Annotated in this window: 18 protein-coding genes; 5 read left to right on the forward strand and 13 right to left on the reverse strand. The window is 59.5% G+C overall.

The features are described 5' to 3' along the window. Nucleotides 1-39 precede the first annotated feature (39 nt). The 3 genes from NZ453_RS08785 (at nt 40) to NZ453_RS08795 (ending at nt 3,096) form a co-directional block, all read left to right on the forward strand. Nucleotides 40-1,425, forward strand: a complete 1,386-nt coding sequence (locus tag NZ453_RS08785; protein WP_263770147.1) for an alanine/glycine:cation symporter family protein — start codon at nt 40-42, stop codon at nt 1,423-1,425. Nucleotides 1,426-1,481: 56 nt separating this feature from the next. Continuing rightward, nucleotides 1,482-2,210: an EI24 domain-containing protein gene (locus NZ453_RS08790; RefSeq protein WP_263770148.1), complete on the forward strand. Its 729-nt coding sequence runs from the start codon at nt 1,482-1,484 to the stop codon at nt 2,208-2,210. A 130-nt stretch (nt 2,211-2,340) separates the two neighbouring features. Next, entirely contained in the window at nt 2,341-3,096 is a 756-nt protein-coding gene (locus NZ453_RS08795; protein WP_263770149.1) for a competence/damage-inducible protein A, read from the forward strand. Between the two features lie 140 nt (nt 3,097-3,236). Here the strand turns inward: NZ453_RS08795 and lptA are convergent, their stop codons facing one another. Genes lptA through NZ453_RS08815 form a run of 4 tightly spaced genes read right to left on the reverse strand, consistent with a single transcriptional unit; the run spans nt 3,237 to nt 5,948 of the window. Then, nucleotides 3,237-3,836: a lipopolysaccharide transport periplasmic protein LptA gene (lptA, locus tag NZ453_RS08800; RefSeq protein ID WP_263770150.1), complete on the reverse strand. Its 600-nt coding sequence runs from the start codon at nt 3,834-3,836 to the stop codon at nt 3,237-3,239. After that, nucleotides 3,833-4,423 (reverse strand): LPS export ABC transporter periplasmic protein LptC, encoded by a 591-nt coding sequence (gene lptC / locus NZ453_RS08805; RefSeq protein WP_263770151.1) that lies wholly within the window; start codon nt 4,421-4,423, stop codon nt 3,833-3,835. Before lptC ends, lptA begins: the two co-directional genes overlap by 4 nt. Next, nucleotides 4,420-4,968 (reverse strand): KdsC family phosphatase, encoded by a 549-nt coding sequence (locus tag NZ453_RS08810; RefSeq protein ID WP_263770153.1) that lies wholly within the window; start codon nt 4,966-4,968, stop codon nt 4,420-4,422. Before NZ453_RS08810 ends, lptC begins: the two co-directional genes overlap by 4 nt. Further along, the gene (locus NZ453_RS08815; protein ID WP_263770154.1) at nt 4,965-5,948 is read right to left on the reverse strand and encodes a KpsF/GutQ family sugar-phosphate isomerase; all 984 of its coding nucleotides are present in this window, start codon (nt 5,946-5,948) and stop codon (nt 4,965-4,967) included. The genes NZ453_RS08810 and NZ453_RS08815 overlap by 4 nt, the downstream gene beginning before the upstream one ends. A 205-nt stretch (nt 5,949-6,153) precedes the next feature. On the opposite strand from NZ453_RS08815, the gene NZ453_RS08820 reads away from it, so the two are divergent. Further along, nucleotides 6,154-8,121, forward strand: a complete 1,968-nt coding sequence (locus NZ453_RS08820) for a monovalent cation:proton antiporter family protein (RefSeq protein ID WP_263770155.1) — start codon at nt 6,154-6,156, stop codon at nt 8,119-8,121. A gap of 19 nt (nt 8,122-8,140) precedes the next feature. Here NZ453_RS08820 and NZ453_RS08825 read toward each other — a convergent pair whose 3' ends face one another. After that, nucleotides 8,141-8,794: a prepilin-type N-terminal cleavage/methylation domain-containing protein gene (locus tag NZ453_RS08825; RefSeq protein WP_263770156.1), complete on the reverse strand. Its 654-nt coding sequence runs from the start codon at nt 8,792-8,794 to the stop codon at nt 8,141-8,143. 176 nt (nt 8,795-8,970) lie between these two features. On the opposite strand from NZ453_RS08825, the gene NZ453_RS08830 reads away from it, so the two are divergent. Continuing rightward, nucleotides 8,971-10,683, forward strand: a complete 1,713-nt coding sequence (locus tag NZ453_RS08830) for an ATP-binding protein (protein WP_263770158.1) — start codon at nt 8,971-8,973, stop codon at nt 10,681-10,683. A 69-nt stretch (nt 10,684-10,752) separates the two neighbouring features. Here NZ453_RS08830 and NZ453_RS08835 read toward each other — a convergent pair whose 3' ends face one another. From NZ453_RS08835 to NZ453_RS08870, 8 genes are all read right to left on the reverse strand, one after another. Beyond that, the gene (locus NZ453_RS08835) at nt 10,753-12,066 is read right to left on the reverse strand and encodes an adenylate/guanylate cyclase domain-containing protein (RefSeq protein ID WP_263770159.1); all 1,314 of its coding nucleotides are present in this window, start codon (nt 12,064-12,066) and stop codon (nt 10,753-10,755) included. Between the two features lie 162 nt (nt 12,067-12,228). Continuing rightward, on the reverse strand, nt 12,229-12,927 hold the full coding sequence (locus NZ453_RS08840) for a type II secretion system protein (protein ID WP_263770161.1): 699 nt from the start codon (nt 12,925-12,927) through the stop codon (nt 12,229-12,231). Between the two features lie 19 nt (nt 12,928-12,946). Next, complete coding sequence (locus NZ453_RS08845) at nt 12,947-13,942, reverse strand: hypothetical protein (RefSeq protein ID WP_263770162.1); 996 nt, start codon at nt 13,940-13,942, stop codon at nt 12,947-12,949. Between the two features lie 2 nt (nt 13,943-13,944). Then, nucleotides 13,945-14,427 (reverse strand): hypothetical protein, encoded by a 483-nt coding sequence (locus NZ453_RS08850; RefSeq protein ID WP_263770164.1) that lies wholly within the window; start codon nt 14,425-14,427, stop codon nt 13,945-13,947. Beyond that, a complete protein-coding gene (locus tag NZ453_RS08855; protein WP_263770165.1) occupies nt 14,424-15,017 on the reverse strand; it encodes a hypothetical protein in 594 nt (197 codons plus the stop codon). The genes NZ453_RS08850 and NZ453_RS08855 overlap by 4 nt, the downstream gene beginning before the upstream one ends. Then, entirely contained in the window at nt 15,014-16,540 is a 1,527-nt protein-coding gene (locus tag NZ453_RS08860; protein WP_263770166.1) for a hypothetical protein, read from the reverse strand. Before NZ453_RS08860 ends, NZ453_RS08855 begins: the two co-directional genes overlap by 4 nt. Before the next feature lie 24 nt (nt 16,541-16,564). Continuing rightward, entirely contained in the window at nt 16,565-17,767 is a 1,203-nt protein-coding gene (locus NZ453_RS08865) for a type II secretion system F family protein (RefSeq protein WP_263770167.1), read from the reverse strand. A gap of 7 nt (nt 17,768-17,774) precedes the next feature. Beyond that, nucleotides 17,775-19,481: a GspE/PulE family protein gene (locus tag NZ453_RS08870; RefSeq protein WP_263770168.1), complete on the reverse strand. Its 1,707-nt coding sequence runs from the start codon at nt 19,479-19,481 to the stop codon at nt 17,775-17,777. Between the last annotated feature and the right edge of the window lie 48 nt (nt 19,482-19,529).

The raw sequence follows: 19,529 nt of genomic DNA on the forward strand, positions 1-19,529 counted from the left end.
CCGCGGCGTCGGCGGTTACTCAATTATTCCGGAGGATTGATGCAGTACTTGCACGAGTTCTTCAACACGGTCAATGGGATCGTTTGGGGCGTTCCGATGATTGTTCTGATCCTCGGGACGGGGTTTTATCTTCAATTGCGCCTTGGGTTCATGCCCATACTAAAGATCGGTGCCGGTTTTCGCATGATACTGCGCAGCCGAACGCCCGATGGCGAGGCCAAAGGTGATATCACACCCTTTGCCGCGCTCATGACGTGCCTTTCCGCGACAGTGGGCACAGGCAATATCGCCGGGGTGGCCACGGCCATTGCAGTGGGAGGCCCCGGAGCATTGTTCTGGATGTGGATGACCGCGCTGGTCGGCATGGCAACAAAGTACGGCGAAGTAGTTCTCGCTGTCAGGTATCGCGAGATCGACGCGCGTGGCGAATTGGCTGGCGGGCCGATGTATGCCATCAAAAACGGCCTGAGCAAAAACTGGCGCTGGCTGGCTGCTGCATTCTCGATATTCGGGGGGCTGGCAGGATTCGGCATTGGCAACATGGTCCAGGCGAACGGGATTTCCAGCGCCATGCGCGCTGCATTCGGTCTTCCGACCTGGGTTACGGGAGTCATCCTCGTTGTGCTCACCGGCCTTGTGGTACTGGGTGGCATCAAGCGCATCGGTAAGGTTGCGGAATTCCTCGTGCCCGCGATGTGCGTCGGGTATATCGGTTGCTGCTGCGTCGTGCTGTTTGTCTTTGCCGAGCGAATTCCGGATGCATTTGCCTTGATTTTCGCCCAAGCGTTCAGCCCAACGGCCGCGACGGGGGGATTTGTCGGTTCCACGGTGCTCATGGCGATTCAGAAAGGCGTATCGAGAGGCATCTTTTCCAACGAAGCGGGGCTCGGGACGGCGGGCATTGCGCAGGCCGCTGGGTCTAGTGCTCAACCCGTCTACTCCGGGCTGATCGGCATGATGGGCACGTTTATCGATACGATTATCGTGTGCACTATGACCGGCCTGATGCTTGTTGTCAGCGGTGTCTGGTCATCGGGTGCGAATGGAGCAGAACTGACGACAGCCGGATTCGAGGCCGCAATGCCCGGCTTCGGGAAATACCTCCTAGCGTTGTCCCTCGCCGTTTTCGCGTTCACAACGATTCTCGGGTGGGCGTATTACGGGGAGAAATGCTGGGAGTACCTGCTCGGTACGGTGACGGCGAAGCCGTTCCGGGTCTTGTGGACTGTCGCTGTCTTCCCGGGGGCCGTGCTTAGCCTCGATTTCGCTTGGCTGGTGGCCGATACGTTGAACGCGCTGATGGCCATTCCCAACCTCATCGTGCTCCTTCTCCTGTCTCCCCAAATTGTCTCGTTGACGCGAGCGTATTTCGCGGACGAGAACGACGAGGACGGGCAACTGATGCCAATACCGGAAAAGGACTGAGCAACTTGATGTTCCGGTGCCGCGATGGCGCCGGAACATCAAAGACGGAAATGCGCATGACCGAGATGATTCGTGCCGTGCAACGCAGCTTGGCATCGCTCCGGCAAGGTAAGGTGTGGCTCTATATCCTGGGTCCGGCGCTGGCCGCGTTGATCCTTCTGTTCGTGCTTGGACTCGCGACGCTCGACTATCTGGTCAGTAGATTCATCGAACAGCCGCCGATGAGTTGGATGGCCGGGTGGGGCGCCGTTTGGCTGGCTAAGGTGCTCGCCTTGCTTGGCGGCTGGCTGGTATTGTTGTCGGCGAGTTATCTGGTGGCGATGTTGTTAACCGCCATCGTCGTGCTGCCACTCATGCTGAACCACGTTGCCGCGCGTGATTACCCCGACCTCGTGCGCCAAGGACGCGACAGCTTCGTGGCATCAACGTGGAACAGCGTTTGGGCGGCGGTTCTGTTCGTCATCGGGTGGGTTGCCACCATGCCGTTCTGGTTGGTGCCCGGACTCGGGCTTCTGCTCCCGCTGTTCTGGATTAGTTGGCTTAACCGGCGGACCTATGCCTACGACGCGCTAGCGGTACATGCGACCGCCGATGAATGGCGCAGGTTACGACGCGAGCACGCGCTGCCGATGCTGGGCCTCGGACTGGCGATGGCCGCTCTCAGCCATGTTCCATTGATCGGCCTGCTGGCCCCTTCGCTGGCAGCGCTCGCTTATATTCACTACGGTCTTGAGGCACTGCGCAGACTGCGCCAAGGATCGGTAGTGGCTGTCGCAAATTCCTGAGTCAGCTAAGGCGTTCGCGGCCAGCGCTCCGCACCAATCAGCCGGGCATGGGCAAGATGCTGATCGACGTCTGTGGCGTCTGTGGCTCACTGGCATTGAAGCGTTCTGGCTTTACAAGATAGGAGACATCATGGACTTTGGCGCACTGATCATCGGCGATGAAATTCTTTCGGGAAAGCGCACCGATCGCCATTTTCAGAAAATGACGCAGCTGCTCTCGGAGCGGGGCCTTCGTCTGTCCTGGGTCGAGTACATTGGCGACGACCGGCCGCGCATCGCTGCCGCACTTAGACGCAGCTTTTCGGCCGGCGATATCGTCTTCAGCTTCGGCGGTATCGGGAATACGCCGGACGACCATACGCGGCAGGCGGCGGCGGAGGCGCTCAGCGTTGAGCTCGTCCTGCATCCCGATGCCGAAGGTGAGATCCGTGCCCGCTTCGCCGACGATATCACCCCGCAGCGTCTCCTCCTCGGCACCTTCCCGCGCGGGGTGGATATCATCCCCAATCCCTTCAACCGCATTCCTGGATTCAGAGTACGCGACCATCACTTCTTGCCCGGTTTTCCGCAGATGGCCCACCCCATGGCCGCCTGGTCGCTCGACACGTACTACTCTTCGCTGTTCAACCGGCATCCCGCAGTCGACAAGGCGTTCCTGCTCACCGGGCCGCGGGCGTACGAAAGCGCCTTGCTCGATCTGATGGATCGCGTTGTTGCCGAGTATCCGACCTTACGTTTATTCAGCTTGCCCTCGATCGGCGAGGACGGACAACGGCGACACTTGGAGCTTGGCGTCGAGGGCGAACAGGCGCTCGTGGACGAAGCGATGGAAGTGATCAGGAAAGAGGTGGAGTTCCGCGGGATTGAGTGGCGGTGGCGCGACTGACGCCACCGCGGGAGGCCAGCTCCGAATCGGTCGCCCTACTACGCAGGCAAAGCCAGTCCGATCACAAAGCTAGGCCGACACACGTTGCAGCATTCGCTGGTAATCGGAGTAGGCCCTTTTTCCGGCGGCGTTAGCGCAGCCTATTGCGGTGCGGGTGTAACCGCGGGCGAGGGCTTGAGCGACAAGGGGTCGCCGCCTGTTTCAGCCGGGGGCGCATTCTTGCCCTTCGGCTGGATGATGGCGCGTACGCGGGCTTGCGGGGCGCCGGTCGCCGTCTTGGTTTCGCCCGCGCTTGTCGCAACGTACTTTTCAGTCAATGCGTCGTATGAGATGTAAGTACCGCGGACCTCGTCCTGCCCGTTCTGGACCCATGCGCGGTTGAAGAACTCCGTTTTTTCGTTTCGCGCATCGTGCTCGATGCGCTCACCTTCGCCTTCGATATAGTCATCGCGTCCTTCTCGCTTTTGGCGGAACCGTGCCAAGCCATTGGCGCCACCGATGGCCACGCCTTTCTGGAACCCGTCTGCGTCCTGCGTGACGACGAGCTTGTTGGTGCGGATTTGCAGGGTACCCTGCGTCAAAATGACGTTGCCTTCAAAGGTCTGAACCTTCTTGATGTCGTCCATATGAATCCGGTCGGCCTCAAGGTTGATCGGCTTCTCGCGGTCGGCACGCTCCGCGTGTACCGGTAAGGTAAGCGCCGTCAGCACGGCGAATAGAGTGGCTTGGATCGTCTTCATGGCTTTGACTTCTTGGCGTGCCTGCTTTCCAGCATAGCGAAAGCGTGCGATTCGAGAATGTAGATCTGGGTGCTCGTATTGAGCTGCATCCCGATACCTTTCACCCAGGATCCCCCTTCAGTGATCAATACCGGATCCTTGGTGAACGCCCGGTCTTCGTCGGGCAGAACGGTAAGCGTGTTCGTAGTCGCCGTCATCACGTCGTACTTGCCGTCAGGCTCGCGGCGGACTTTGACGTTCTCGTAAAGATCGACTTGCCGGCCTGTTTTATCCATGTGCGCGCGTTCGGCCGTAATCCTCGTCGGCGGTTTCTTGGGGCGCAGGTATTCGAGGTCCGGTTTGGTCAGGTCCGTCGTGTCGTCATCCGGGTAGTGCCGGATGTCGGTTGCCTTCAAGGTATATTGTAGCTGCCCGGTTGGGTCAAGCTTGCGTAGTGTGGCACCGGTAATCACGTAATCCGGATCATGACGAGTCTTGCCATCGCGCCTTTCTTCCGGCAGCTCGGTTGCGTAGCGCAGCCAAAATGTCAGCGCTGCCAGAGCCAGAAGAAGACTCAGCGGAAAAAGCGCACTTCCCCAGTTCCTCATCGCCGCTCTTCCGAAAGGTAAGGGGCGAGCATGGCGTCGAGTTTGCCTTGAGCCTCGAGAATGAAGTCGCACACTTCGCGTGCCGCGCCGCGCCCGCCGGCCCGGCTGCTGACGTAATCCGCATACTGGGCAACGCGATCGTAGCCGTCGCTCGGTGTAGCGCAAAACCCGCAGGCGCCCATGATCTTCAGGTCGACAATATCGTCTCCCATGTAGCCGGCCTCTCCCATCGGGATGTCGAGCGTGTGCGCCAGTTCGCGCATGACCTGAAGCTTGTCTTCGATGCCTTGAAACAAGAGCTCAACACCCAGGTTCTGCATGCGCCGTTCGACGCATGCGGCTTTCCTCCCGGTGATCACCGCCACCTTGAGGCCGGCACGCTGCAAAAGCTTCATACCGAGACCGTCGAGCGTATTGAAGGCTTTGATCTCGATCCCGTCGTCAGTATAGAAAAGCGACCCGTCGCTGAGCACGCCATCCACGTCGAAAGCCATTAATTTGACCCGCGCCGCTCGCTGGCGCGCCACCTCGATCGTGGCGCTCATATTGCTCGTGCCTGAAACAGATCGTGCATGTTCAAAGCGCCGATGAGCCGGCCGTTTTCGTCGACGACGGGCAGCTGATTGATGCGGAACTTATCCATCATCTTTACTGCCTCGGCCGTGAGCTTGTCACCCGTGATTGTGCGCGGGCCCTTGGTCATCACATCGCGTACCCGTTTTGCCCGCAGATCGACGCCGCTGACGATCGCGCGCCGGAGATCGCCGTCGGTAAATATTCCGACCAGCGTTTCTCCTTCATCCACCACGACCGTCATGCCGATGCCGCCGCGAGAGATTTCTCGTGTTGCATCCGGTATGGCTGTATCCGGTCGCACGAGCGGTATCGCCTCTCCAGTCCGCATTACGTCGCGGATGCGGGTGAGGAGTTGCCGCCCAAGCGCTCCACCGGGGTGCGAGCGAGCAAAATCTTCGGCGCCGAAACCGCGCGCGTCGAGCAGGGCGACCGCCAGAGCGTCGCCGAGCGCCAGTGCGGCCGTTGTGCTCGCCGTTGGCGCGAGATTCAGCGGGCACGCTTCTTGAGCAACCCCCGCGTTCAGATGAACGTCCGAATCCCGCCCCATTGACGACTCGGCGTTGCCGGTCATTGCGATTAGCTTGGCGCCCTGGCGTTTGATCGCCGGCAGAATATTGAGCAGCTCGGCGCTTTCACCCGAATTCGATATCGCGATTACGACGTCGTCCGACGTGATCATGCCAAGATCACCATGGCTCGCTTCCGCCGGGTGGACGAAAAAAGCCGGCGTACCGGTGCTTGCCAGCGTCGCCGCGATCTTGCGCCCGATATGCCCCGATTTGCCGATACCGCTGACGATGACCCGGCCGCTGCAATTGAGGATCAGCGATAACGCCGCCAAGAAGGATTCGTCAATACGCTGTATCAATGCGAGCACCGCGTCGCCCTCGATGCGCAACACTTGGCGGGCAAGGTCGAGCGCCTTCGGCGATGGTTGAATTTGGCTCATGGGAAGGTAACCGTTATGATTGGGCAAGTATAGCAGAAGGCCCCTGGCGCCTGCCCGCGAGCGGAGTTTGCGGGTGCCGGCGATACCGTTGGGGAAGCACGCCGCACGGAAGCGGTAGCCCTGAACTTTGCACCGAGCGATGGAGATCGGTTCGTTCCGCTTTCCACCTGAGCAGTTTGACGCGAGCGAATCGAACGCCTGTTAAATGGAAAGCCTGCCAATCATCCTGCTGCTCTTGGGCGCTTCCGTCGCATCGGTCATCGTTTTCCGGCGTTTGAACCTGCCCCCCATTCTGGGGTATCTGCTCGTAGGTGTTGTGGTCGGACCGCACGCGCTTGATCTCACGCGCGGCTTCGCTGGCGTCGAGTATCTTGCCGAGTTCGGCATCGTTTTCCTGATGTTCTCGATTGGCCTTGAATTCTCGCTGGCCAGACTCGTCGCGATGAAACGCATCGTGTTCGGCCTCGGTTCGCTGCAGGTTCTGGCGACACTGGTCGGTACGGTTGCCGTCGCAGAGGGTTTCGGCCTTTCGTGGCAAAGCGGAGTGGCTCTCGGCGGCGTGCTGGCCATGTCGTCGACGGCTGTTTTGACCAAGCTTCTCAGCGAACGCCTTGAACTCGATGCCCCGCATGGCCGTGAAGTGGTCGGCGTGCTGCTGTTTCAGGACCTCGCCGTTGTGCCCTTGCTGGTGGTCATTCCGGCTTTTTCGCAAACGCCCGAGCGCTTGGCCTTCATGCTCGCGGTTGCCGTTATCAAAGCAATCGGCATGCTGCTGGTCGTCTTTTTCGTCGGCAGCCGACTGATGAGCAAATGGTTCTTCATCGTCGCGCGCGGTAAGTCGGCCGAGCTTTTCATGCTCAACGTGCTGCTGATCACACTGGGACTTGCTTGGCTGACTGGAGAAGCTGGCCTATCGCTTGCGCTGGGGGCTTTTCTGGCCGGTATGCTGATCTCGGAAACGGAGTATCGCCATCAGGTCGAAGAGGATATCAAGCCGTTCCGCGATGTACTTCTCGGCCTGTTCTTCGTCACGGTAGGGATGATGCTCGACGTACCGCTCGTCGTCCATCATGCACTCCTCGTGCTGGCCGTACTCTTGGCTCTCTTTGCCGCGAAGTCCGTAATCGTTTTTTCACTGTCTCGTTTGTTCGGCTCTTTCACCGGGGCGGCCATGCGCAGTGCGCTCTGGTTGTGCGCAGGTGGCGAATTCGGCTTCGTCCTGCTGTCCGAAGTTCGACGTGCGGGCCTGCTTCCCCCTCTCGTACTGCAGGCCGTGCTGGCGGCACTCGTGCTCTCGATACTGCTGGCGCCGATCATCGTGCACTTCAGCGACCGCATTGTCTTGCGTTTCGCTGCGAGCGAATGGCTGATGCGCTCGATGCAACTCACCAACCTCGCGGCACGGGCAATGAGCACCGAGAAGCATGCCGTCATCTGCGGCTTTGGAAGAACCGGCCAGCATCTGGCGCGGTTCTTGGCACAGGAAGACGTCTCCTACGTCGCGCTCGACCTCGATCCTGACCATGTACGCGCCGCCACGGCCGCCGGCGAGAACGTCGTCTACGGCGATGCGACGCGGCGCGAAACCCTGCTTGCGGCAGGTGCGACGCGCGCCAGCGTTCTTGTCGTAACGTTCATCGATACGCGTGCAACCGAACGTCTGCTACGCCAAGTCCGCGACTTGAGTCCGAGCCTTCCCGTCGTCGTGCGTTCGGTCGATGACAAGGATTTCGACCGCTTGCAGCGGGCCGGCGCGGCGGAGGTCGTTCCAGAGACGATGGAGGCCGCCATGATGGTCGCGTCGCATGCGCTGATCCATGCGGGAGTACCGATCAATCGCGTGCTTAAACGCATTCGTCAGACCCGAGCCGCTCGTTACCGCACAATGCGCGGGTTCTTCCATGGAGATAGCGATCTTGACGACGGCGCGCACGACGCCGACGAGCCGCGATTACGTTCGATCTCGCTCGGCGACGATGCTTACGCGATCGGAAAAACGTTGAACGAGCTAGAACTGGACAGCGGCAGTGTCGAAGTGACTTCAATTCGCCGCCGCAATATCAAGACGCTTGAACCGACGGCTAGGACGCGCTTTGAAGCGGGGGATGTGGTCGTGCTCCTCGGCGCGCCGGGGGCGCTGGCGGCGGCCGAGGGGAGGCTATTGAAAGGGTGAACTTAATGTCTGCTGCGGTTCAATATGACGAACAAACGGTATAAAGGGTAGCGTCATCGTTGGTGGTTAGGGCTGCCGGAAACGCCTCCGTAGATGCGCAGACCCCTTGGCAGATGACACGGACGTTTCCGGTGTTAGTGATGCCATCATCCATGGCAAGATCGAGTTGCCGCACGAACCTCCCTTGGATATTGGTGGAACATACGAAAAAGTTGCCCGCCCAGCCACCGGCTCCCGTAAAGGGTGAGACGCCAGTAACCCCAATGTCCCCTCCCTCAGCATTGCGCGGAATGAAGTCGGCCCCGATAACCGTTGTGCCGGCAGCAAGATTGGCCCTGCGTACGTGGAGCCAGAAGTTGCAGGACTCACTTGGGCACGCGCCCCCTGCTGGCTCGGCGTTCCAATTCCCCTCGATGCGTCCATCTCCATCGCCGTTTGGGGTCCCCGCTCCGACGTGATCACTTGCGGCGCGATCGTCACCCGGGAGTGCTCGGAATTTGTCTTGATAAGCGTAGACGAACGTCGGAATGGTCCGGAAATCGTTTGCGAGATTCTTGACCTTAGCGCTATTGATCAACTCCTGGCCCTTCAATACTCCCCCAAGCAGCAAACCGATGATGACAAGTACAATGGCAATTTCTACGAGCGTGAATCCGGACTGCCGTCTTAACATCGTGTTCTCCCCCAAGTGCAGATTTTCACGGTCCTATTAAGCATGTTACGTGCCACGATTTTCAGGCCTCTTTGGCCGATTTCTCTTCTCAAAGTGTCGGCGGTTCGACACTTTTGTCGATATTTCGACCAGTACCGCCAAGCGGTCGGCGGTATTCGCATACAGAGGCTAGGGGCGTGACGCCGCTTTGGCGCGTCGGGGTTTTTGTCCGCGAACGGCAGCGCTGGGTGCTGTTTTCGCTGATGGCGGTGCTTCATCTCACCTTGTTGGCTGGGTCCAACACCACGCTCGGGTTGATGCTCTGGTTCGTCGATCTCGGACTCTTCATCCTCTGGCAGCCGTTCATCCAGACGGAACGCAAGCTCGACACCGGGAACTTGTTCCTGTTCTCGGCGGTGTTGGCTGCCGGGGCTTGGCTTTTCGGGTGGTGGCTGATGATCCTATGGGTCCTGGTTCTCGCCGCACTCCTCGGCGGACGTGTGTTGCTGCTCGGCCATCTTCCGACCCGTTTGTTCTATTTGTTGGCGTTCGCGTATCTCCTCTGCGCCTTGCTGATGTGGCTTTTGCCACGGGTGGTTCCTCATGCGGATACAGGCGTGTCGCTCGATCAGGCATTCGCCTGGACGGCGCCGCTGATTTTCATAGGCATGTTGGTTCCCCGCCCTCGCGAGATTAGGCTGGTGAGTGGCGGCATAGTCGATTTTTTTTACAGCCTCTTTGTCCTGTTGCTCGTTTCGGTTCTTGTGTTGGGCAGCCTTGCCTTCATGCTGCTTCGTCAGGCTTCGTATGTCGAGGCTGTTTTCAAGACGGCTGTCTCAATGGCGGTCATGCTGTTCCTCGTTGCCTGGGCGTGGAATCCGAGACCGGGGTTCAGCGGTATCGGCGTTTTCCTCTCACGTTACGTGCTTGGCGTTGCCCTGCCATTCGAGACCTGGCTGCAGGGCTTGCTCGAATGCGCCGACAACGAGAATGACCCAGACCGGTTTCTCGAAGCGGCAGCACGGCGTATCGCGGATCTCGCTTGGGCGACGGGGGCCGCCTGGGCACCAGCAAGCGGGGCGACGACGGTCGGCGCCGGGCGGGTGGGCGAGGAATCGCGCTTTCGCTCGGACTTTCCGGCGCAAACGCTCGTGCTGACGCTTTTTACCCCATACAAACTGAGCCCGTCACTTGTCTGGCATGTCAATCTCCTGGTGCGGCTTACCGGCGAGTACTACGTTGCCAAGCAGCGCGCGCGGGAATTGCAGCAAATGACGTATCTGAGCGCGATTCATGAGACGGGAGCGCGTCTGACCCATGACGTGAAGAACCTTCTTCAGTCTTTGAACAACCTGTGCTTTGTGGCGCAGGAAGCGAGCGAGGCTGACGCGCCTCGTCTACATCAACTTTTCCAGCGGCAGCTTCCTCAGATTGCTCACCGCCTGGAGCGGACGCTGGCGAATCTACAAGCACCAAGGCGGCCGGAGGACGACGCCAGCGGAGCGATGCCTGTTCAAGCGTGGTGGGAGGGGCTCCGACAGCGTTATGCGTACGATGGTGTTCGTTTTGAGCCGGTGGTGTTTGATCCGGACATGGCGGTCCCGGCCCTCTTGTTCGATAGTGTCGCCGACAATCTTCTGCAGAATGCGCTGCTAAAGCGCCAAACGGAAGATCGTGTGGAAGTGGTCGTTTCGCTTAGCAAGGACGCAACACGTTTCAGGGTGATCGACTCCGGGACGGCGATCGACAAAGCCATCGAGGCTGACCTCTTGCGTGCGCCCGTACCGTCGGAAGAGGGGTTCGGCATCGGCCTTTACAACGCGGCGCGGCAAGCCGAGAGCTACGGATACCGACTGGCGCTGACGAACAATATCAACGGACGGGTCTGCTTTGAACTGACGCGAATGTGACCGGCGCCTCGGCAAGGTTCCTCGCAACAACCATCCAACCAAGGCGTCGACTCTCGGGGGGCAGCCCCATCAGATCGCGGCGGCACGCGCCGCGCCGGGAGCGCCTGTTTCAAACGCTGGCTTACGTCCGATAGCGCGATGCACGGCCGTGTTGCCTTTACCCTTGAGATAGAGGGTCTGCGGTCCTTCGAAGTCGAAGTGGTTCCGCAGCCGGCGATACGTTGTTTCGTCGACCTGGATGACTCCGGGGGCGCCCTCGTTCGTAATGCGGCTGGCGATGTTGACCGTGTCGCCCCATAGGTCGTAGATGAATTTCTTCTTGCCCACGACGCCTGCAACGACGGGTCCGGTGCCAATGCCGATACGAATCTCAAGGCGTAGATGGTTGATGTCGAGATCGTGTTCGAGCAGGCGTTTCATCTCGAGCGCCATGTCCATCAATGCCTCGCAATAGTTCTCACAATCGTTGTTGAGGCCCCCAGCCACCATGTACGCGTCGCCGATCGTCTTGATTTTCTCGAGCCCGTACTTCTCGGCGAGTTCGTCGAAGGACGAGAAAATCTTGTTCAGCATCGAGAATACTTGCTGGGGGCTCAACCCTTCGGCTACACGGGTGAAATTGACGATGTCGACGAACATCACCGATACGTCGGCAAAACCATCGGCGATCGTCTGATTACTGGCCTTCAACCGCTCGGCGACCGGACCGGGCAGGATATTGAGCAGCAGCCGCTCCGAGCGCTCTTGCTCTGCGAGCAACAAGGCATGGGCTTCCTGCAGGCGCGCCTGGGCGCGTTGTTTCTCCGTCGCGGAATAACGTAGCAGGAGGAAAACAATCGTCGATACGGCCGCAAAATTCAGTGCGAAGAAGAAGACGGAGGTTTCCGTCTTCACTTTTACCGGCACGCTGCCCAGCGAATCGGCGAGGTAATAATCGAAGGTCCCCGAGAGCGCTGTGAGGAACAGGTAAGCAAAAAACCACGCTAGCGCATCACGCGGCCCGATAAAGAGAACCGCCCCGATCGGCGCGAGGAGCGCCCATAGGCTGACGCCGCTCGCGCTGATGAAGTTTCCCATGCTCCATTGCGCGACAAACGGCATGAAGAGGAACAGGGCCAACTGCGTTTGCCGGAAGAGATCGAAGTTCGATGTCTTGATGTAGATGGCCAGATTGCCAACGAGCAACAGCTGGAACAGAAAGGGAATCGTCGATGAGAATTGCGGACCGAGTTGCCAATAAATGAACAACCACAGCATCGAGGCAAAGCTGATCAGCCCGGTGGCGAACACCAGCAGCGATTTCTGCAGGCGCAATTCCTCCGAATCCGTCGGCAGGATGCCGGCATGGCGGAGACGGGTGAGGAAGGGGGAAGGGGCGTTCATTGCAGCGCCTGACGACGTCATGGGAGTACGGATCGATTTGACTCCAAAGAATGGTCGCGGGTCAAGGCGCGGTTGAAAGCCAATGGTCGTGGAGCGATGCGCCACTGCCTCGCTCAGAGGCGCTTGTAGGCAATGAATGAAGGGCGCCGTGGATTAGCGTGCTCAGGGTAGGCGACTAGCGGAAAGCATCTTGTGCATGAGGATCAACGGCGGAACCCAATTCACCTGATCGTCGAAGGTCCCAACGAGTCCCTTGCTGACATAGGAATGATCTGCATCGCTGTTTTCCTGTTCGTCGGTGTCGGTCGGCAGGGACTGTCGCGTGCCATCTGGCATATAGGCACCTAAGCCGTTCTTCCCATGTGAGAGGAAGAGAGCGGGTATCGCTGTCGCCACTGTCGACCCGCCCGCTGTACTGAGGACGTTGATGTTCCCATTCGTCGCCAAATCGAACGCGGCGGTTTTTCCGGGCGCGATGGTCTTAGCGAAATCGTCCGCGACGTGATAGGTAAAACGCCTTCCCCAAGCATCGGTTTCCGGCAAGCCGAGGGTGATCCAAGGCAACACGCCGGACGTGCTGGTTGTGCATCCGCTCGCCGTTGCGGCGTACTCAACACCAGCGCCGGCCGTCCCGGTGGCCGTTGTTGGCGCCGCCGGGCAGGGCAGCCGGCCGTTCACCGCCGCGAAACCGATCAGTGCATCCCGCGCGTCGTTGAGCTTTTGTTGCGTTTCGTTGGCGTTTCGCTGATCGATTTGAGCGGATAAAGGGGGCATCAAGGTGCCAATCAGCAGTCCTACGATCACGAGGACGATCGCCAGTTCGACGAGTGTGAAACCCCGCAGCGAAGCTCGCGTTTTCATGGCTGGAGAAGATGAAGAGTTAGGGACATGGCGTGCTAGGGCACGGGAAAACGGTGATCGAGACGTTACCGATCGATATCTGCGCGGCGTCGCTATTCAGCCGTCGATAGTTCACCAGAGGTAACCAGCTGTTGTCCTTGAGCCAAGCGAGCGAATCTGGGTTCGGCGGCGGCCCGATGGGAAGCCCCAGTTCTCCGTACGGGATCGTTCCGCTCATGCTCCCCACGTCTTGCACCCCGTCGTTATCGACGTCCGCCCAGGGAAAAACACTGTTCCCCTTTCTGTAATTCCGCAGGCCATAGTGAGGGAGCGCAGCGTTCGGGTCCGGGCCTCGAATTTCTGCGAGAACCCGCATGACGACCGCGCGGAAGAGTTCGTCTCGGGTGATCGCAATCGCGGAATCGTTAAACGTGTTCGATGGCGGTCCAGAAACGTAGGCCATGTCGGCGTCGGCATTTCCTCCGTCGAGATAATTCGATACGACGTTGTTTGGACGCTCGGTCTGAGCGACGAGCGGACTGCCAGCGGAAAAAATGATTGCCGCTATGTTCCCTTGCCCGTCCAGGGCAAGCGTCAGGGGCGTGGTGACATTTATCGGCTGTGCAGAAGCATTGTCGCGAAGATTTCTTGACAGCACATACCACAGGCGATTGCCATCACCGTCTATCGCATTTGGAATGTCGAGCGAATGCCACGGAAGGCGCCCAATGTATCGTTCATCCGGGCACTCTGCTATGAAGAAAAGCGGCGCGATCCCCGTTCCTTCGCCTGGGGAGATGTCCGGGCAGGGAAGGCTCCCCGGCCGATTTTTGTCAGCCGCCGCTCGTCCCAACAGGGCTTCTTTTGCGAGGGCCAGGGCGGCGGTTGTCCTGGCCTCCTTCTCCGTGCGGAGCGCGACCGCGTTGGCGCGAGATAGCACCCACGACGTTGCGGCGAGGAAGACGACAAGCATGATGACGAGTAGAGCTGCTCCCTGTTGACGTCTGGCGATTCCGCCTGAAAAGCGCCGATCCATGATTACCTGGTGGCCGGCTTGCGAATGATCTGGCCATTGATCAGGCGGCTTGCCTCGCCGCTCTGCGGATCGATGGTATCGCCCACCTTGGCTGTGGTTGCAGGCCCACCTGCCGCGTCGATGGTTACCGTGGCGGGGTCTCCGCGCCGCGGTTTTGCGACTGTTGCGCCGGTGGCTGAGTTCTCGTTTTGCGCTTCACCGTTGACCCAGACCGTTCGGCGACCGCTACTGCGTGTTACGACGCCATTTACCGTTAGCGAGGGTTCCTGGTCTACTTCGCGCTTCTCCAGGATGTTGTGGTCCCGCTGGTAATCGAGTTGTTGCCGTTGCTCCGGTGTGAAGAACAGTCGCCCGAGCGGCTGTTCTGCCGCCGCAGGCCCCGTGACAAACAACGCAAGCAGGCAAACCAGATTCACGGAGCGGGACCGCTTCCTGGTGACCTTTTCTGGGAAGAAGGCGAAGGGAGCACGAGTTCGTGCGCTCATTTTCCCGCGGCCTCGCGCAAGGTGACCCAATCGATTTCGCAGTCCGCCTGCAGATTAACGGGGGAGCCCCGATCTGAAGCGTTGGCTGCCCGTTTCACGGTACAACTTCTGACCTGGATCAGTGCGCTGGCGCGCTGACGAAGATCGCTGATGAAACGGGTAAGGTCTTCTTCGTGCAGTAGTCCAAGTTGCAGTTTCATCGGGCTGGCGAAAAAAGCGAAACGTCCGGATTCACCGCTCAGTTTTTGTTGCGGAGCAATTTCGTAGCGCATTTCGACAAGCCCCCGTTGGCTGCGTATGTCGTCGAGCAGTTCCGCCCACGTGAGTCGCTGTTCGTCGCCGACGATGCCGCGTTGCTTCATCGTTGCGTATGCCGCGGATTGCAGCCGTATATCGGCCTCCTCGCTGCGTGCTCTCTGCAATTTCTTGGCGAAATCGTCGCGCTCCGCTTGTGCCTGCGCATAAGCCGACCTCGTAGCGTTGGCCGACTGCAGTGCGGCATAGACCAAGAGCCCGCCGATAGCCATCATGCCGATCGCGGCGAGGAGGCTGAACTGCAGCTTTGGCAAGTCGGAACGGTCCATCTTCATGCGGGCAATTTCCTGGTGATGCTCACACTGAAAGGCCGTGGCGAGTCGTCTTCGATCCGGGTATCGCCGCCTTTGAGGACTTTCGCCGATTCGATGTCGAAGGGGCGCTGGATGACCTCGATCTGCAATTCCGGATTGTCACGTAGCGCCTGGACGAACATGTCGAACGTCGCCAGAACCTGCCGGGCATTCGCTCTGTCCCCGTATCTTATGACGCCACGTACGACAGCTATCTCACCCCCCATGGCCTCGGGGGAAGTACGCGGTTGCGCCGCCGGTTTGTCAGCAGCTACGAGCTTCCACTCGATCGACTCGATATCCGCGGCTGGCGTGACCTGCAACGCGCGACTAATCTCGTGGAATAGATCGTCAGGGCTGCGGCTCTTTTGCTCCATTTGCCCGTAACGCTCGATCGCCGTACGCAAGCCGGCGTCATTTCCCGGTGTTGGCGGGAAACTACGCACGATTTGCGCATAACGTTGCTGAGCGAGCGCGGCGTCAGCGCGAAGTGCTGTCGTTTCTTGGGCGATCGAGTAGGTGTCGAAAGCCGTTTTGCCAGCGACGAGTAGGCACGCGAGAAGCGCAACCGCTCCAATGCCCTGAAACGTCTTCCGGATCAGGCGAACATGAAAGCCGTGGCGTGGTTCGTCACCTGCAAACTGTACGCGCGGCGGCCTCGTCGCCAGTAGATTGAGGAAAAGCTCTTCGCTGTGGCTGCTTGCCGGCGTTGTCTTGAGCCCGGTTCTTTTCGCGCATTCCTCAATATCGACAAAGCTGTAGCGGATGGTCGACGACGCGGTGCACGCTTCTTCGATTGCCTTCAACGCATTACGGTGAGCCACGATATAGGCTGTCAGCGGTTGATGGCGCGTTACGAGGCGCTGGCTGGCGAGGTACTGTTGAAGTTTTGGCGCTTCGGTGGCTAGGTTCCGCGCAAGGTCGCCGATGCTGCTATGGTGGATCTGGGCCAAGCGGCTGAAATGCAGTTCGCCCTTTGCGATGTAGCTCTGCCGGATGCTGTGATCTTGGACGGTCAGCACCAGGCAGGCGTCGCTGTTCAGGCTAAGCTTTCGAAGCAGTGGGGGCACGAGTTGAGGCAGCGAATAAACGCCAGCGAGCGCCGCGTCCTGAGCGACGAAAATGTCCAGCCAAGGGGACAGTAGACCGTCGTTCGTCAGCGCCGCAAATAGGATTTTTTCGTTCTTGCGCTGTTCTTTTTCTGTGCCTAGCGAGAAAGCGGCTTTCAAGCCCGCGCCGAAGAAGAGTTGGTCGAGCTTGCGTGCGATCACTGCCTGCCGATCTCCTCCCCGGAGGAAGGGGATGGTATCGACCTGATATCCTTCCTCGGAAACATTGACCAGCATTGAGAAGACGCTTGACCCGTTGCGCACCAGGTAATCGTTGAACTCCCGGTACCCATTGTCCGTGTTCGGGAACGTCGCTTCGCTGGTCAGCCTTCCCGAAAGATAGCGGTAGGCGACCATCTGATGGGCGCTGAGATAGAGTAGGCGGTGAGTCGTCACTTCGGTTGTCTGGATCGCGCGCGATTAGGTCTTGATGTGAGTGATAACGTCATACACCGGCCCGAGGACGGAGAGCATGATCCACCCCAGAAGGCCGCCAAGAATGACGGTGAGCATTGGCTCGACAAGTTGCTGCGCCTTCTCGACCGATTCCCTGACGTCGCGATTATAGAAGTAGCCGACATTCGTCAGCGCGTCGTCCAACGCCCCGGTTGTTTCTCCGACGCGCAGCATGCGGATCACGAGCGGCGGGAAAAAGCCGATGCTGTGAAAGGCAGCGGTAACGTTGTGCCCTTCGCCGATCAACTGTTCGACGCGCTCGAGTCCACGGCGCACGATCAAGTTGCCGACGACGTCTTGCGTCGTGCGAATGGACTCGATGATTGGAATTCCAGAGGCGTAAAGAAGGGCGAACGTGTTGGCAAAACGCGCCAGAATGATCTTGCGCAGAATCTCGCCGACCAGCGGTAGTCGGAGTTTTAGCGCATCAAGTCTCAGTTGTGCGGACGGGGAGACGCGAAGCGCTATGTGCAGGCCGACAAAGGCGATGATGGGCAGGAGAATGACGACGTACCAGTAGGCGATCAGCAGATCGGAGATGAAGAACAGCGCCTGCGTTTGCAGGGGGAGTACCTGGCCCATGTTCCTGACGAATAGTTTGAGCTGGGGAACCATGTAGAGCATCAGGAAGAAAGTTGCGGCGACGACCACCGTGCCGACAAAGGCCGGGTAGATCATAAGTTTCCGCGTCTGCGAAACCAGTTCGTCTTCCCACTTCAAGGAGTCGGTAAGTGTGCGCAGGACCTCGGGAAGCTGGCCGCTTGCTTCCCCGGATCGGATCAGACTCACGAATACCTTGTCGAACACCTTTCGCTGCCCTTCCATGGCTTGAGACAAGGTCTGGCCACCTTCGATAGCCTCGATGACGCTGGCAACAACCTCGCGAAAACGTGGGTGCTCCAAGCTGTCGCGTAGATCCACCAGGCCTTCCAGAATCGGTACGCCGGCGCGAGCGAGTTGCTCGAGGTGAAAGCAGAAGTTGATGAGTTCGCGCCGTGGCACACGAGCGCCGCCGAGGAGCATGCGGTTACTTACCGGTTCTCCTGTCACGAGGTCGAGTTCCATGCGCCGCAGGCGCATCTCGAGATCGACGATGTTCAGTGCATCGATCCGACCGAGAACGGCGCGTCCACCCGGGTCGACCGCCTTGTAGGTGTAGAGCGGCATCGCGTTCTTACATTCGGTCGGTGAGGTCGACGACGCGGGCGAGTTCTTCAAGCGACGTCGACCCGTCGAGAACTCGTCGCAGGCCGTCGTCGGCGAGCGACACGAAGCCTTGATGCTCCGCGAGGTTGCGGATCTCCCGCGCAGTGCTGCGCCGGGCGATCAATTCGTCCATGTCGCCATTGATACGCAAGATTTCCATGATCGCCAAGCGGCCACGGTAGCCCTGGAAGTCACAGCGCTCGCATCCGCACGGCCGATAGATCAGAGGCCGGCTCGCATCGCCGGCGCGGCCGAGCAACCGTGCTTCATGGGCTTCAGCGTGATACGGGGTCTTGCAATGGATACATAAACGGCGAACGAGTCGCTGCGCCACGACGCCGATCACATTGCCCGCGAGGATGTCGGGCAGGATGCCAATGTCAAGCAAGCGGGGAATCGCCCCGATCGCCGAATTGGTATGCAGAGTCGAGTAAACCTGGTGGCCGGTCATCGCCGCCCGTACGGCCATTTCGGCTGTATCGGCATCGCGGATTTCACCGACGAGAATGACGTCCGGATCCTGGCGCATCATTGACCGGATACCGTTGGCGAAATCCAGCTTGGCGGTTTCCGCGACGGATGTCTGGCGCACCAACGTCATGGGATACTCGACTGGATCCTCGAGCGTCATGATGTTGAGGCCCTCGGAATTGATGTGGTTGAGTATCGAGTAGAGGGTCGTTGTCTTTCCGCTACCGGTTGGCCCCGTAACGAGAATGATCCCTTCCGGGCGTGCGATCATCAATTTCAGCTGATCGAGCTGCTTTTCCGTCAGGCCGAGCCCTTCGAGAGGAACGAGCCCCTTCTGGCGATCCAGGATGCGCAGCACGATGTTCTCGCCGTGGATCGTCGGCTGTGCCGAAACGCGAAAGTCGATCTGGCGACCGCGCATGTTGAGCGAGATCCGTCCGTCCTGGGGGGCGCGCGTCTCGGCGATGTTCATCCCACTCATCACCTTGATGCGCACGGCCATTGCCGGCCAGTACGATTGATGCAGCGAGCGTACCTGGCGCAACATGCCATCGATCCGATAGCGGATGCGCAGGAATCCCGTCTCAGGTTCGAAATGGACGTCGGATGAGTCGCGTTTGACCGCGTCGGTCAGGATGGAGTCGATCAACCGGACGACCGGTTGGCTGTACTCGTCAGCCGATGACTGCAAACCGCGAAAATCGATCTCTCCGGTTTCGATTTCATGCAGGATACCGTCGATCGAGAGCTCGTAGCCGTATGCCAGGTCGATGGCGCGATCGATCTCCGTCTCACCCGCCAACAGCGTTTCGATTTCGAGCCCTGGCTCGGCCAGCCCCCGAATCTTGTCCAGGGCGACGATGTCGTTGACATCGGCCAAGGCGACCGTCAGGCGGTGTTCATCGACGTCGTAATCGAGCGGCAGCAGGTGATGACGTTTGGCGAGTTCCCGTGGGACCAGCGCTAGCGCCGAAGGATCGATGATCGCGTTGGAAAGGTCGATGCTTTGTTTGCCGAGACTTTCCGAAAGCGCATCGCGGAGTGTGGCCTCGGAAACGAAGCCAAGGGATACCAGCAGCTTGCCAACCGGCTGGTTGGATTTCATCTGCTCGAGCAGGGCGATCCTCAGCTGGTCTTCGCTGAGGATGCCTTTGGCGATCAGCACTTGGCCGAGCTGGCGTTGCTGGGGGGCGGGAGCGTTCATCGGGCGGTTGGGGCGAACGCGAAAAATGACATGGAGAGCCTGCCAGAA

Source organism: Propionivibrio soli (assembly GCF_025770765.1).
In the GTDB taxonomy this organism is placed as follows: Bacteria; Pseudomonadota; Gammaproteobacteria; order Burkholderiales; family Rhodocyclaceae; genus Propionivibrio; species Propionivibrio soli.